Source organism: Acinetobacter sp. ANC 4216, from assembly GCF_004331195.1.
GTDB lineage: Bacteria > Pseudomonadota > Gammaproteobacteria > Pseudomonadales > Moraxellaceae > Acinetobacter > Acinetobacter kookii.
In genome coordinates this window covers 163,149-177,493 of sequence record NZ_SJOC01000008.1, presented here as the reverse complement: position 1 = coordinate 177,493, position 14,345 = coordinate 163,149, and the positions used below count along the sequence as shown (strand labels likewise).

The 14,345-nt window shown below is 44.0% G+C and carries 13 protein-coding genes and 1 pseudogene; 5 read left to right on the top strand and 9 right to left on the bottom strand.

The annotated features are described in order from the left end of the window. A pseudogene (locus E0H88_RS08495) lies at positions 1–173 on the bottom strand (IS982 family transposase); the annotation flags it as partial. 429 nt (positions 174–602) lie between these two features. Here E0H88_RS08495 and E0H88_RS08490 point away from each other — a divergent pair. Together E0H88_RS08490 and E0H88_RS08485 are read left to right on the top strand one after the other, a co-directional pair. After that, positions 603–872, top strand: a complete 270-nt coding sequence (locus E0H88_RS08490) for a hypothetical protein (protein ID WP_092819613.1) — start codon at positions 603–605, stop codon at positions 870–872. A 44-nt stretch (positions 873–916) separates the two neighbouring features. Continuing rightward, entirely contained in the window at positions 917–1,264 is a 348-nt protein-coding gene (locus tag E0H88_RS08485; protein ID WP_131273838.1) for a hypothetical protein, read from the top strand. A 154-nt stretch (positions 1,265–1,418) separates the two neighbouring features. Here the strand turns inward: E0H88_RS08485 and E0H88_RS08480 are convergent, their stop codons facing one another. Next, positions 1,419–1,859, bottom strand: a complete 441-nt coding sequence (locus E0H88_RS08480; protein WP_131273846.1) for a DUF2147 domain-containing protein — start codon at positions 1,857–1,859, stop codon at positions 1,419–1,421. Positions 1,860–2,450: 591 nt separating this feature from the next. On the opposite strand from E0H88_RS08480, the gene E0H88_RS08475 reads away from it, so the two are divergent. The 3 genes from E0H88_RS08475 (at position 2,451) to E0H88_RS08465 (ending at position 7,521) form a co-directional block, all read left to right on the top strand. Then, positions 2,451–4,649: an OsmC domain/YcaO domain-containing protein gene (locus E0H88_RS08475; RefSeq protein ID WP_131273837.1), complete on the top strand. Its 2,199-nt coding sequence runs from the start codon at positions 2,451–2,453 to the stop codon at positions 4,647–4,649. Positions 4,650–5,029: 380 nt separating this feature from the next. Next, a complete protein-coding gene (locus E0H88_RS08470) occupies positions 5,030–6,193 on the top strand; it encodes a zinc-dependent alcohol dehydrogenase (RefSeq protein WP_131273836.1) in 1,164 nt (387 codons plus the stop codon). A gap of 440 nt (positions 6,194–6,633) precedes the next feature. Beyond that, positions 6,634–7,521 (top strand): DMT family transporter, encoded by an 888-nt coding sequence (locus E0H88_RS08465; protein WP_131273835.1) that lies wholly within the window; start codon positions 6,634–6,636, stop codon positions 7,519–7,521. 71 nt (positions 7,522–7,592) lie between these two features. On the opposite strand, the gene pcaD is transcribed toward E0H88_RS08465, so the two are convergent. The 7 genes from pcaD to benC all read right to left on the bottom strand — a co-directional run bounded on the left by pcaD (position 7,593) and on the right by benC (position 14,301). Further along, positions 7,593–8,372, bottom strand: a complete 780-nt coding sequence (gene pcaD, locus E0H88_RS08460; protein WP_131273834.1) for a 3-oxoadipate enol-lactonase — start codon at positions 8,370–8,372, stop codon at positions 7,593–7,595. Between the two features lie 69 nt (positions 8,373–8,441). Next, a complete protein-coding gene (gene pcaF / locus E0H88_RS08455; RefSeq protein ID WP_131273833.1) occupies positions 8,442–9,644 on the bottom strand; it encodes a 3-oxoadipyl-CoA thiolase in 1,203 nt (400 codons plus the stop codon). A 182-nt stretch (positions 9,645–9,826) separates the two neighbouring features. After that, the gene (locus tag E0H88_RS08450) at positions 9,827–10,483 is read right to left on the bottom strand and encodes a 3-oxoacid CoA-transferase subunit B (protein ID WP_131273832.1); all 657 of its coding nucleotides are present in this window, start codon (positions 10,481–10,483) and stop codon (positions 9,827–9,829) included. A gap of 19 nt (positions 10,484–10,502) precedes the next feature. Next, a complete protein-coding gene (locus tag E0H88_RS08445; protein WP_131273831.1) occupies positions 10,503–11,174 on the bottom strand; it encodes a 3-oxoacid CoA-transferase subunit A in 672 nt (223 codons plus the stop codon). Between the two features lie 20 nt (positions 11,175–11,194). Next, positions 11,195–12,424: a benzoate/H(+) symporter BenE gene (gene benE / locus E0H88_RS08440; RefSeq protein ID WP_131273830.1), complete on the bottom strand. Its 1,230-nt coding sequence runs from the start codon at positions 12,422–12,424 to the stop codon at positions 11,195–11,197. A 57-nt stretch (positions 12,425–12,481) separates the two neighbouring features. After that, positions 12,482–13,267, bottom strand: coding sequence for a benzoate diol dehydrogenase BenD (gene benD / locus E0H88_RS08435; RefSeq protein WP_131273829.1), 786 nt, complete (start codon positions 13,265–13,267; stop codon positions 12,482–12,484). A 17-nt stretch (positions 13,268–13,284) separates the two neighbouring features. After that, positions 13,285–14,301 carry a benzoate 1,2-dioxygenase electron transfer component BenC gene (benC, locus tag E0H88_RS08430; protein WP_131273828.1) on the bottom strand — a complete coding sequence of 339 codons (1,017 nt, stop codon included), beginning with the start codon at positions 14,299–14,301 and terminating at the stop codon, positions 13,285–13,287. Positions 14,302–14,345 lie beyond the last annotated feature (44 nt).

The following is a 14,345-nucleotide window of genomic DNA, read 5'->3' as shown; positions in this document are numbered from 1 at the left end:
TTGAAATGAGAGCATTTATACCAAACAKCGATAAAGATGATTTCTGAAATAGTTAATTGTGCAGCTCGGATTCTTGAGTAGCGACAGTTTTGCTTGAGGAATTTCCAATAAGTTGCTTCAAATTTAATAAAGAAATCATCAATTACACAGAATAATTGGGTACTATTAAACATCAGGACTAGAGTTGTGAGTTTTGTGTGGTAACTCAACTGATGGCTCTAGTCCGCTTATTTTTCAAGTCAATTTCTTATCCGAGATTCGGGTTACTTTAGAAAAAATATTGTTATGGGATTTATCCTGTTTAATTTGCAATTTGGTTAAATCTGAATGTGAGACAAATAATATTTATGAAGATCAAGCTGAGTACTTCACCAGATGTTTAATAAAATATACAGAAATAAAAGGCTACCAATATTTAATTATTAAAACACATTTAACTATAACATTGATCATTAATGAATTTAAATTTACTTTCTGGGTTGTCGAAATTCCTGAAATTCAATCATGGAGATTATTTAAAAAATACGTTTTTAAAGAACTCAAATATAATTTCTACAAAATCTAGTTAAATCAATCTAAACATATTTACACAGGCGATAAGCATGAATATGCAAAATGAATTATGTACTCTGGAACAAATCTATAATTTTTTACTTATGCGTCCTTATTTTCATAAGCACAGCCAGTTTGAGAAGCTAAAAGAATTTTTTTATGAAATCCATGAAATGAATGGAGGTTTTTTTGAGGTTAAAAATTCTTATAGCTTTTTAGGGACATTTAACGGTAAGCAAAAAGTCATAGATTCAACTCATTCTCCTGATTTTCTTGATAAAAAAATATTTTTACAATGGGTGATCAAACAGATCAATTAAAAATGGGACAAAAAGCATTTTATGCTCTCTAGCTTGGAAATGTGATGGATGGAATAAATATGGTCAAAAAATATATAGGCTTGGTTGCAATCGCACTCCTTGGATTAGGGGGATGTCAAATGCATAATATGGATAAACCCCCTTTGGTTACGATTACAAAATCATTAGGAACCAAACAGTGTTCGGGAGTGAATGCCGATAATCAGCTTCAGCAACTGAAGCGTGAATTAGAACAGGCAAATATTAAATTTTTTGCTGCTGAAATAGGTACGGATCAAATGTCGCATATTGCTTTATGTGGTGCAGACGACGGTAAAATCGCAATTTTTAAAATTAGACAAAAGTCAGTCATTAACGCTGAAAACATGGGTTATAAAATAGCGAATGAATAATGATTGCCGATTTAATTTTATTGAAATAACAAGTCAACAAGCTTAGGGAAAGAGAGGAGTACGGCTTGTAGGAGAGCTGTTTCAGAAAGAGTGTGTGATTTGCAATGAAAAGCGACTGATGAAAGTCGCTTTTATTTGATTCAATCTCATGCCGTTAATGGATACGTACCCAGGTCTGACTTCGACCTAGGGCAGATACGCCAATATAGCCACGGCCATTTAAAGTTTTGCCATCTTCAGAGAGTCTGGCATTAAAGCTATAAGTTTTACCATTTTTAGGATCGGTAATTTTTCCACCATCATAGCTATTGTTTCCGGCCTTTTTCAGTCCGGATACAATCTGTACGCCTTGAAGCGGTTTATTATAAAATTTACCCTTGCACTTGGTACATTTTTCTCCTTCAGTGCCTTCCAATACATCTACAATCTTTGCTGAAAGCACGCCCTTGGATGTTTCAGTAAATTGAACCACAGATAAGGGTTTCTTGGTCACATCATCAATCGTTTTCCATTTGGTTCCATGTAATGGATCGGCAGCCAGAGCCAGTGTGGAAACGAGCGACAGTCCGATTATGCTTAGCGTTGTTTTTATCATCATTTGACCTCAACTGATTTGAGTAAACTTTTTTTGTAGAAATGCTTGAAGTCATGGTTCGAGTTCAGACTTCAACAGGCACAAAATGCAAGCCTGCATTTTGTAGCTCAAATCTTATTGAAAGATTTGGTATCTATTGTGGAAATTTTTATGCGCTTGTGTGTTGAACCCTTTAATTGGATGTAATTTTTATTTTCTTTTTCTACATAATTTGCTTGAAATTTACTTTATTTCACAATTCATGCTGAAGCTCCAGATGATGTCCAGTCATGGTTTATGCCTGAGTAAGACTTATAAGACCTATATATGTAGTAAAGGGTCTGGAAATATTGTCTTGATACTGCTTGCTCTAAATTGTCCTGTTTTAGGCATTTCTCATCAATAGGCGAGAACAGCAGACAAATGTTATCAATCAGGCAAAATCCCTCTATAATACCGTCCATCATTTCTAGGGTCGGTCGTTTGCTCTGCTATACGAATGGCACTAGTCACACTATTTTTTAAGCCAGTTTCCTGTCTGTGATTCGGCTTATATTTTATTTTCTGATTTTTATGTGTTGCACTGACACATAAGAATATTTAGGTGCCCGCATGGAAATTAAGGTCAATTATCTTGACAACCTTCGACAAGAAGCCAAGTTCGATGATTTCACGGTAATCGCCGATCAACCCATCCGCTATAAAGGGGACGGTTCAGCGCCAGGTCCCTTCGACTATTTTCTCGCATCATCAGCCTTATGTGCCGCTTACTTTGTAAAGGTGTACTGTGCGGCGCGTGACATTCCAACCGATAACATCCGTTTGTCGCAAAACAATATTGTAGACCCGGAAAACCGTTACAAGCAGATTTTTAAAATTCAGGTTGAACTCCCGGCCGATATTTCCGAAAAAGACCGCCAGGGTATTTTGCGTTCCATTGATCGCTGTACGGTAAAGAAAGTGATTCAAACCGGTCCGGAATTCGTGATCGAAGAAGTGGAAAGCATTGATGCCGATGCACAAGCCTTGCTAATGCCGAGCTTGACTTCGGAAAGCAGTACCTACATTCCGGGTAAAGACCTGCCATTAGAAGAAACCATCGCCAATATGTCCGGCATTATGGCGAACCTAGGCATGAAGATTGAAATCGCATCATGGCGCAACATTGTACCGAATGTGTGGTCTTTGCATATTCGTGATGCCCAATCGCCAATGTGCTTTACCAACGGTAAAGGCTCGACCAAAGAAAGTGCCCTGGCTTCAGCTTTGGGTGAATTCATTGAGCGTTTGAACTGCAACTTCTTTTATAACGACCAGTTCTGGGGGCAAGATATTGCCAATGCTGAATTTGTTCATTACCCGGATGAAAAATGGTTCCAGCCAGGTCCAAATGGGGAATTGCCAAAAGAAATTCTGGATGAATACACTTTAGAAATTTATAACCCTGAAGATGAACTGCTGGGCACACATTTGTATGATACCAACTCGGGCAATACTGCGCGCGGCATCTGTTCATTGCCATTTGTGCGTCATTCTGATGGTGAAACGGTTTATTTCCCATCCAACCTGATTGAAAACCTGTATCTTTCCAATGGTATGAGTGCGGGGAATACCTTGGCCGAAGCCCAGGTCCAGTGTTTATCTGAAATTTTTGAACGTGCTGTTAAACGTGAAATTTTAGAAGGTGAGCTTGCACTTCCGGATGTGCCTGAACATGTACTGGCAAAATATCCAAAAATTGTTGAAGGAATCAAAGGTCTGGAAGAGCAAGGCTTCCCGGTACTGGTGAAAGATGCTTCTTTAGGTGGCCAGTATCCGGTAATGTGCGTGACCCTGATGAACCCGCGTACGGGCGGTGTATTTGCCTCTTTTGGTGCACATCCGAACTTTGAAGTGGCGCTGGAGCGCAGCCTCACTGAACTGCTGCAAGGCCGCAGTTTCGAAGGCCTGAATGATCTGCCTAAACCGACGTTCAGCAGCAACGCTGTCACCGAGCCGAATAACTTTGTCGAGCACTTTATCGATTCCAGCGGTGTAGTGTCATGGCGTTTCTTTAGCGCCCAGTCTGACTACACGTTTGTGGAGTGGGACTTTACCAACCAGGGTCAAAACTCAAATGCTGAAGAAGCGGCAATGCTGTTCGGCATTCTGGAAGATATGGGCAAGGAAGTATACATGGCCGTGTACGAGCATTTAGGTGCAACCGCTTGCCGTATTTTGGTACCGGGTTATTCGGAAATTTATCTGGTTGAAGATTTAATCTGGGATAACACCAACAAAGCCTTATTGTTCCGTGAAGATATCCTGAACTTGCACCGTTTGGATGAAGACCAGCTGGTCGCTCTGGTGGAACGTTTGGAAGATGTTGAAGTAGATGATTACACTGAAATTAGCACCTTGATTGGTATCGAGTTTGACGACAATACGGTATGGGGCCAGCTCACCATTCTGGAATTAAAACTGCTGATTTATATTGCTTTGCAAGAGTTTGAAGAAGCCAAAGAGCTGGTGGAAACTTTCCTGCAATACAATACCAATACCGTCGAGCGTGGCTTGTTCTATCAGTGCATGAATGTGGTGCTCGAAGTAGAACTTGACGATGACATGGACCTGAATGATTACGAAATCAATTTCCGCCGTATGTTTGGTGATGAGCGTATGGATGCGGTAATCGGCTCGATGGACGGCAGTATCCGCTTCTATGGTTTGACTGAAACCAGCATGAAGCTTGAAGGGTTGGACCGTCATTTACGTCTGATTGATAGCTACAAAAAACTGCACGCAGCGCGAGGCAAAGCTGTGTCGAAGTAAACTCTTATTGAGGAGGACTCGGGTTTTCCTCTAATAACGAATATCCGCAAAAAACGGCTTGTTCATAATGAATAAGCCGTTTTTATTTTCGAAGCCGTTTTAATTATTTCCTGATGTTCTTTAAAAATTAACTTTATGAGGTTGAGAGGTGTAGAGGATTGAATGCTAAATTCTATTCAAATTTTGTTCCAGATACGACAAACCCACATTTAATAACTGGAACCTTGTGTTTTATACATTTCTGAACAGTAAAAATTCTTTTTCTATACATCTCTTTGCAGTCTGATCTTTCAATATAGAAAAGGCACAGCAGCCCAAAAATTTAAAACAATATTTACACCTTCCCGTCTACTGCACAATAAAACCAAGAGGAATAAATCATGCGCGCACTTACCTATCATGGTAAACATGATGTCCGAGTTGAGTCGGTTCCCGATCCTGTAATTCAGGAGCCGGATGATGTCATTCTAAGGGTGACGGCTACGGCGATCTGCGGTTCAGATCTGCATCTGTATCGGGGAAAAATTCCTGCGACCGAAGAAGGGGATATTTTTGGTCATGAATTTATGGGAATTGTGGAAGAAGTAGGGCCAGCAGTAACAGAAGTCAAAAAAGGGGATCGGGTGATTATTCCTTTTGTGATTGCCTGCGGCCAGTGCTTTTTTTGCGAGCACGAGTTGACGGCTTCCTGTGAAAATACCAATACCGGTCGTGGTGCCATTTTAAACAAGAAACAGATACCACCGGGTGCCGCCCTGTTTGGCTATAGTCATTTATATGGTGGTGTTCCAGGCGGACAGGCCGAATATGTACGGGTACCGAAAGGAAATGTAGGACCGTTTAAAGTACCGGGATCTTTATCGGATGAAAAAGTCCTGTTCCTGACCGACATTTTACCGACGGCCTGGCAGGCAGTGACCAATGCTCATGTAACTAAAGGCTCTACAGTGGCTATTTATGGCGCAGGTCCGGTGGGTCTGCTTTCAGCGGCATGCGCACAAATGTTGGGTGCTGAGCAAATTTTTATCGTAGATCATAACCATTACCGACTGGAATATGCCCGAAATACTTATGGGGCAATTCCTGTGAATTTTGACAAGGTGGATGCAGCAGAGTTTATTATCGGCAATACGCCGGGTCATCGCGGTGTAGATGCGGTCATTGATGCAATTGGCTTTGAAGCCAAAGGCAGTACGCTGGAAACCGTACTCACCAATCTGAAGATTGAAGGTTCAAGTGGAGCTGCTTTACGGCAATGTATTGCAGCGGTTCGGCGTGGTGGTGTAGTGAGTGTACCGGGTGTCTATGCTGGGCCGATTCATGGTTTTCTGTTTGGCGATGCTTTTGACAAAGGACTGACCTTTAAAATGGGGCAAACCCATGTGCATAGATTCTTGCCGCAACTTTTAGAGCATATTGAAAATGGAGACTTGTCTCCAGAAATCATTATTACCCATCGCATGAATCTTTCCGATGCGGCTGAAGGTTACCGTATTTTCGATCAGCGAGAACAGGAATGCCGTAAAGTGATTTTAACCCCTTAAAACCTTAAGATTGCCAAGCAGACCTGAAATGACAGCCCTGCCTAGATAAAACTGTTTAGGCAAAGGGAATGATTTCAGGTCATCATAGGCAAGTTTTATCTATTCAATGCAGCTTTATCCTTATATTTTCAGCTCATGTTTCAAGTCTGGATTAAGGGCTTTGATTGAAAGTGTTCAGCCGCTGCAAATAAATTTTAGCAACTTGGGAAGGCTGTAAATAGTAAGTAAACATATGAATTTTTTTTGGTATTAATTATAAGCCTGATACGCTGTGTAAGATTAAATTTCCGAAGCTGAAAATAGCCAGTGCTTAATATTTTTTTATGGTTCAGGGTATCAAACCAAACTTTGCGCTATCAAAGCCCATCCCATTTTTAATTAGTCATGCCTTCGGCTAGAGCATAGAATGAGTTCACTTTTGTTGTAATGGCGCTAGGCATATGGCAGTGAGCTGGATTTTCTTTACTTTAATGGCAGCATTTATGCAGGCCTGGCGTAATGCCTTTCAAAAACAGCTGAGTACCACGGTCGATGTCTGGGGAGTCACACTGGCCCGGTTTATTTTTGGATTGCCATTTGCTGCTCTTTACCTCAGCAGTCTGTATTATTTCAAGCCGGTTGAAAGTATAGTCCACTTCACGCCAAAGTTCTGGGTCTACATTGTGATTGCAGCTTCCAGCCAGATTTTAGCCACTGCACTGATGGTGCAACTGTTTAAGCAAAAAAATTACGCGATTGGGGTAGGACTGGCTAAAAGTGAAGCAATACTGGCAGCGATTATTGGGGTAACTTTCCTGGCTGACCATTTGTCCTTTCTGGCCTGGATTGGGGTGGCACTGGGTGGTTATGCGGTATTTTTGCTGAGTAAAGGCCAGCAAATGATCGGGTTTTCAGCCAAAACGCTGGCAATTGGCATCGGAAGCGGTTTAAGTTTTGCCATTACTTCACTGCTGGTACGGGAAGCCAGTCTGGAGCTCACAAATTTACCAAATTTACACCGTGCAGGATGGGTATTATTGCTGGTGATCAGTTTCCAGTGTATCAGCATGCTGCTTTATCTGGGGCTGTTTAGTCGCCGTACTTTAATCGCCATGTGGCAACGTCTGGGCCTAACCTTTCAGGTAAGTGTATGCAGTTTTATGGCATCGCTTGGCTGGTTTACTGCCATGAGCATGATGAGTGTACCGGTGGTCAAAACCTTGGGCCAAATCGAGATTCTGTTTAGTATGCTGATTTCCGCTTATTTCTTTAAGGAAAAACTGGCCCGTGCCGAGCATTGGGGATTGGCCCTGGTAGTGATTGCGGCAATTTTAGTGATCTGGGCCTGATGCGAGAAAAAGATTGAAAAGATAAAAAAGCCACTTCGAAAAGTGGCTTTTTTGCTTTTGCTCTATGCTTTTTAAGCTGCAATAAATTTTTGCACCGCCTGATTAAAGGCTTCAGGTTGCTCTACATTCGAAATATGTGAAGCATTGATTTCAAACAGCTGGCTATGGGCAATACGTTCTTGCATGAACTGGCCATCAACCACTGTGGTTACCGGATCTTGCTGACCTGCAATTACCAGTACCGGTACATTAATATCTTTCAGCTGTTCGCGTAAATCCGCTTTAGCCAAAGCTTCACAACAGCTTGCATAACCTTCGGTGCTGCCAGCTTCCAAGTCGTTTTGAAGATTTTCAACTACTGTTGGGTTGCTTTGGATAAAGGGTTCGGTAAACCAGCGTGATGCTGCGGTAGACGCAATTGGTTGTAGACCTTGCTGACGTACCAAAGTGGCACGCTCATTCCAGGCCTGTTCCTGACCAATTTTGGCTGCCGTGTTGCAGACAATCACGTGGCTAAAACGTTCGGGTTTATTAATCGCTAACCATTGACCTGTTAAACCACCCATTGAAATACCACAGAACGCAGCTTTTTCAATTTTTAAATGATCAAGCAGGTTGATAACATCTTGACCCAGTTGATCAAGGCTATACGGACCTTGTGGTGCAGATGAAGCCCCATGACCACGGGTGTCATAGCAAATCACAAAATAATCCTGTTTGAAGTGATTAAACTGTTTTTGCCACATACTGTAATTGGTGCCGAGTGAATTAGAAAAAATCAAGGCTGGCTTGGATGCATCACCAAAGATCTGGTAATTGATCTGGGCATCGTTAGATGTAAAAGTTGGCATTTTTTTAGAATCCTTAATCCTCCCTCGATCCCTCCTTTACGAAAGGAGGATCGAGCGAGCATTTAATAATTAAACACGTTCAATAATCAAAGCGATGCCTTGACCGACACCAATACACATTGAACACAGTGCGTATTTACCGCCAGTCCGTTCAAGCTGGTTCAGTGCTGTGGTCACCAGACGTGCGCCTGAAGCACCGAGTGGATGACCTAAAGCAATTGCACCACCGTTTGGATTCACTTTCTCTGAACCATCTTCAATGCCTAAGTCACGGGTACAGGCCAGCGCTTGTGCAGCAAAAGCTTCGTTCAGTTCAATCACGTCCATCTGCTCTAAAGTCAGACCGGTTTGTGCCAATAGTTTCTTGATAGCCGGTGCAGGACCAAAGCCCATGATGCGTGGCTCAACGCCGACTACTGTCGAACCGATAATTTTGGCACGCGGTTTCAAACCGTGTTGAGCAACTGCTTCATCAGATGCAATGAGTAGGGCAGCCGCACCATCATTGATCCCGGAAGCATTACCTGCCGTTACCGTACCATCGGCTTTCACCACAGGTTTCAGTTTTGCCAAAGCTTCTGTCGTGGTCGCACGTGGATGTTCGTCTTTATCAACTACAACAGCATCACCTTTACGCTGCGGAATCACCACAGGAATAATTTCTTTATCAAAGAAACCACGTGCTTGTGCAGCAGCAGTACGTTGCTGGCTGGTTAAAGCAAACTGGTCCTGATCTGCACGGTTAATATTGAACTGTTCCGCCAGGTTTTCAGCAGTTTGCGGCATGGTTTCTACGCCGTACATTTCTTTCAGTTTCGGGTTAATGAAACGCCAGCCCATGGTGGTGTCTTCAATTTTTTGACTACGACCATAGGCAGATTCAGATTTACCCATCACAAATGGCGCACGACTCATTGACTCGACACCGCCAGCAATAATCAGTTCAGCTTCGCCTGCTTTGATGGTACGTGCTGCAATGGCAATAGCATCCAGTGATGAACCGCAAAGACGGTTAATCGTCGTTGCTGGTACTTGGTAGGGTAAACCGGCTAAAAGTGCAGACATACGCCCCACGTTACGGTTATCTTCACCGGCCTGGTTGGCACAGCCATAAATCACGTCATCAACCTGTTCCCAATTGACTGATGGATTGCGTTCCATTAAAGCTTTGATTGGAAGTGCACCAAGATCATCGGTACGAACAGGAGCAAGGCCACCGGCATAACGGCCAAATGGGGTACGGATGGCATCTACGATATAGGCATTTTTCATTGTGTATTTCTCACATATTTAAAAGAAGAAAACTCCTCCCTTTTTAAAGGGTGAGAAGCATTGCTTCGCAAGGGAGGGATTTAATGAAGTAGTTTTATTCCTCAAATCCTCCCTAAATCCCTCCTGAACATGTTTTAAAGCACTGCTTTTAAAACTAAGTGCAAGAAAGGAGGGACTTCCCCTTAATTTGATTGAGTTGCATCAATCAGTTTGGCACCGGTCATCGACTGTAATTCTTCAAATGACAGACCTTCAACTTTCTCAATTACTTTCATGCCTTCAGGAGTGACATCAATCACACACAGGTCGGTATAGATACGGTCGACACATTTCAGGCCAGTCGCAGGGTAAGCCAACTCAGCGACGATTTTTGGCTCGCCTTTTTTAGTCACATGATCGGTGGTAATAAAGACTTTTTTCGCACCAACGGCTAAGTCCATTGCACCGCCCACCGCAGGAATCGCATCCGGTGCACCGGTATGCCAGTTGGCCAAGTCACCATTTTCAGCGACCTGGAAAGCACCGAGTACGGCGATGTCCAGGTGACCACCACGCATCATGGCGAATGAATCACCGTGATGGAAGAAGGCACCACCTTCAAGTAAGGTCACAAATTCTTTACCGGCATTGATCAGTTCAGGATCACGGTCTTCTTCAGCAGGAGGAGGACCGAAAGCCAACAGGCCATTTTCAGAATGTAAAAACACGTCTTTATCTGAAGGCAGGTAGCTGGAAATTTTGGTGGGTAAGCCAATGCCGAGGTTGACATAGGCGCCATCAGGAATATCTTGTGCCACACGTTCAGCGATCTGGTCACGGGTCAGTTTGCTATAGCTCATCGTTTCTCTCCGATACCAATTATTGTGCAGGTTTAACTTGAACAACGTGTTGAACAAAAATTCCCGGGGTAATGATGTGTTCAGGATCTAGTGCACCCAGTTCAACTACTTCTGACACCTGGGCAATGGTCACGTCAGCTGCCATCGCCATGATTGGACCGAAGTTACGCGCAGATTTACGGTACACCAGGTTGCCCCAACGGTCGCCCTGATGTGCTTTAATCAAAGCAAAATCCGCCTTGATCGGGTTTTCTAGCACGTAGTCTTTGCCTTCATAGTTCAGGGTCGGTTTACCTTCAGCCAGCAATGTTCCGAAACCAGTAGGCGTGTAGATTGGACCCAAGCCCATACCCGCAGCCTGAATACGGCACGCCAGGTTGCCTTGAGGGACCAGTTCCAGTTCGATTTTTCCGGCACGGTAAAGTTCGTCAAACACCCAGGAATCCGACTGACGCGGGAAAGAGCAGATGATTTTACGGACCGCGCCAGCCTTAAGTAGTTTCGCCAAGCCGTAATCGCCATTCCCGGCGTTATTGTTGACAATCACCAGATCCTTGATGCCCAGCTCAATCAGGCCATCAATCAGCTCTGCCGGCTGACCCGCTGTACCAAAACCGCCAATCATGATGGTCGAGCCATCTTTAATTTGAGAGAGGACTTCCGTTAATGAAGCCACGCTTTTATCGATCATAATCGTTCCTAACGCTAAAATTATTTAGTTTCAGTTTGGGAGAGGGAAACAGTGTTTGACACTGTCGGACCTGTTTGGGGTTTGTTTAATAAAAGATGGGCGACGAGACCGATACAAATGCCCCAAAACACCGAACTCAATCCAAGGAAATGCATACCGGATGCCGTTGCTAAAAAAGTGATTAAGGCTGCATCACGTTCGCTTTCATCTTTCATGGCTACTGAAACATTGGTGGCAATGGCACCCAACAGGGCAAGGCCTGCAAGCGCTGCAACCAGTTCTTTCGGCAGCAGGCTAAACAGCATCACGATGCTGCCGGCAAATAATCCACCTAAAATGTAAAACACACCATTGGCAATGCCTGCAATGTAACGTTTATCTTTCAGCTCATGTGCATCCTTACCCATGCATAAGGCAGCGGTAATGGATGCCAAAACAATGGTGATGCCACCCACGCAAGCTACAGCAAGCGATGCAATACTGGTGGTGGTGATAATCGGTTTTGCAGGTGTGTCATAACCGCTAAGTTTCATAATGGCCATGCCGGGCAAAAACTGCCCGGTAAGACTGACCAGGATTAGTGGAATCGCCAGATTCAGCATGCCATTGATTGACCATTCAGGGCTAATCCACTGTGGAATGGCAAGGCTGAAATCAACAGTGACAGGGTTCATTTTGCCGAGGACTAAGCTGAGTAAAACCCCTGCAAGCAGTACCCAAACCATGCTGTAGCGTGGATTTATGCGCTTGGATACTAAAAAAACTAGCACCATGCCAAACACGATCAGGGGCATGCTGTTTGTAGCAGTAAACAGTCCCAGGCCAAATTGAAATAGAATCCCGGCCATCATGCCCGCCGCAATGGATTGGGGAATCCACTTCAGCAGCTTGTCGAAATAGCCTGTCAAACCAATAACAAGAATTACCAAAGCGGCCGTGATATAGGCAGCGACCGCTTCATTTAAAGAAATATTGGGAAATAACGTGACCAAAAGTGCCGTGCCGGGCGCTGACCAGGCAGTGATAACCGGGACTTTGTACTTGATTGATAAAAAAATCCCTGCAACTGCTGCACCAATGGAGATTCCCCAGATCCATGAAATCATCATGCTGGGGTCAACATTGGCTTTTTGTGCCGCCTGGAAAAAGATGATCAACGGCCCGGAATAGGAAATCAGCACGGCTAAAAATCCTGCAACCGTTGCTGACATAGACCAGTCATCTTTTAAGCTTTTAAACAGGGTCGTCATTGCTACTGCCTCCATGCTGATAAATCAATGATCCTGTACCACGTTTATGATCGGGGGTTAGCCCTGATCACCACCACCAACAGGAACCACTGTCCCTGTCATATAAGACGATTCGTCAGATGCCAAGAAAGTGATGGCATTCACTTGTTCCTGAATCGTGCCATAACGTCCCAGGAAAGTACGGTCAATGGTTTGGTCAACCACCTGCTGCATCCACTCTTTTTCAGATTCAGAAAGTGGATTGGCATTGCGTGGCACTTTACGTGGTGGAGCTTCTGTTCCACCGGTTGCCACTGCATTGACACGAATTCCGTCTTTGGCATGTTCAAAGGCGAGGGAAGCGGTTAAGCCGTTCACGCCACCTTTTGAAGCCGAATAAGGCACACGGTTAATGCCGCGTGTTGCAATTGAAGATACATTGACAATGGTACCTTTCTGGTTCTTGATCATTTCAGGCAACACGGCACGACAGCACCACATGGTCGGGAACAATGAACGGTTCACTTCCTTGATGATTTCCTCTTCAGAAAATTCCTGGAAAGGTTTCATCCAGATCGCGCCACCGACGTTGTTGATCAGCACATCGACACGGCCATAGGTCTCAATCGCTTTGGCAACTACAGATTCTGCTCCTGCAAAGGTTTCCAGGTTGGCTTTGACGATAATTGCATCGCCTTCTTGGGCTTCAATTTCCGCTAATGTTTCTTCAACATAATCAGATATATCTGCCAGAACAACTTGAGCACCTTCGCTGGCGACTTGCAGCGCGACACCGCGACCGATACCTTGAGCGGCACCGGTTACGATCACAACTTTATTTTCAAATCTTTGACGATTAGACATTGAAAAATCTCCTTGAATTAATTTGCAGAGAATTTTTCAAACAGGAAGCTTGCAGGTTTAACACCCTCTGCTTCTAACCAGCCGCGCACCGCTTCCACCATAAGTACTGGACCACATAAGTAGATGTCTACGTCACCACCATTGAGCCATTCATTTTCGATGTGGCCTGTGACATAACCTTTACGCTCATGCGCAGATTCCGGGTTAGCCACAACAGTACGGTACTCGAACCACGGGAATTTTTCTTGCAGTTCGTTCAGCTTTTCAATAGCCACCAGGTCAAAGTCATTGGTCACACCAAACACCAGACGTACAGGCTGCTCTGAACCTTTTTCTTCCAGTACTTGCAGCATAGACATAAATGGTGCAATACCCGTACCGCCTGCCAGCATCAAGACAGGGCGAGCAACAGGACGCAGGTAGAAGCTGCCAAATGGACCGGTAAAGGTCATTTTGTCGCCTGCTTTGGCATTTTGGCTTAAGAATTCACTCATTTTGCCGTTTGGCACGTTACGTACCACAAAGCTGGTTAAGCGGTTGCCCGGTTTAGAGCTGAATGAATAAGAACGGGTTTCAGTTGTACCTGGAATGCCGACATTGACATATTGACCTGCCAGGAAGTGAATGTCCGGTTGACCTTCATCGAGCTGAATGTCAAAAGTAATGGTCGAGTCAGACAGGTTTTCGACGCGAGCCAAAGTACCCTGGAATTCATGAATTTCAGTTTTACATACTTCAGAAGAAGCTTGAATCTGGAATACGGCGTCTGAAGTCGGTTTACATTGACATGCAAGAATGTAGCCTTCAGCTGCTTCTTCAGGAGTCAGTGCATCTTCAATATAAGTTTCTTCAGGCATGTCATACGAACCTGATTCACAAAACGCACGGCACGTTCCACATGCACCGTCACGGCAGTCCAAAGGAATATTGATCTTTTGACGGTAAGCTGCATCTGACAGGGTTTCACCTTGTGCAACAGAAATAAAACGTGTAACGCCATCTTCAAATTGAAGTGCAACATTGTGGTTTGACATGGCTGAATATCCTATATAAATCTTTAAAACTAGACCTTTCAGCC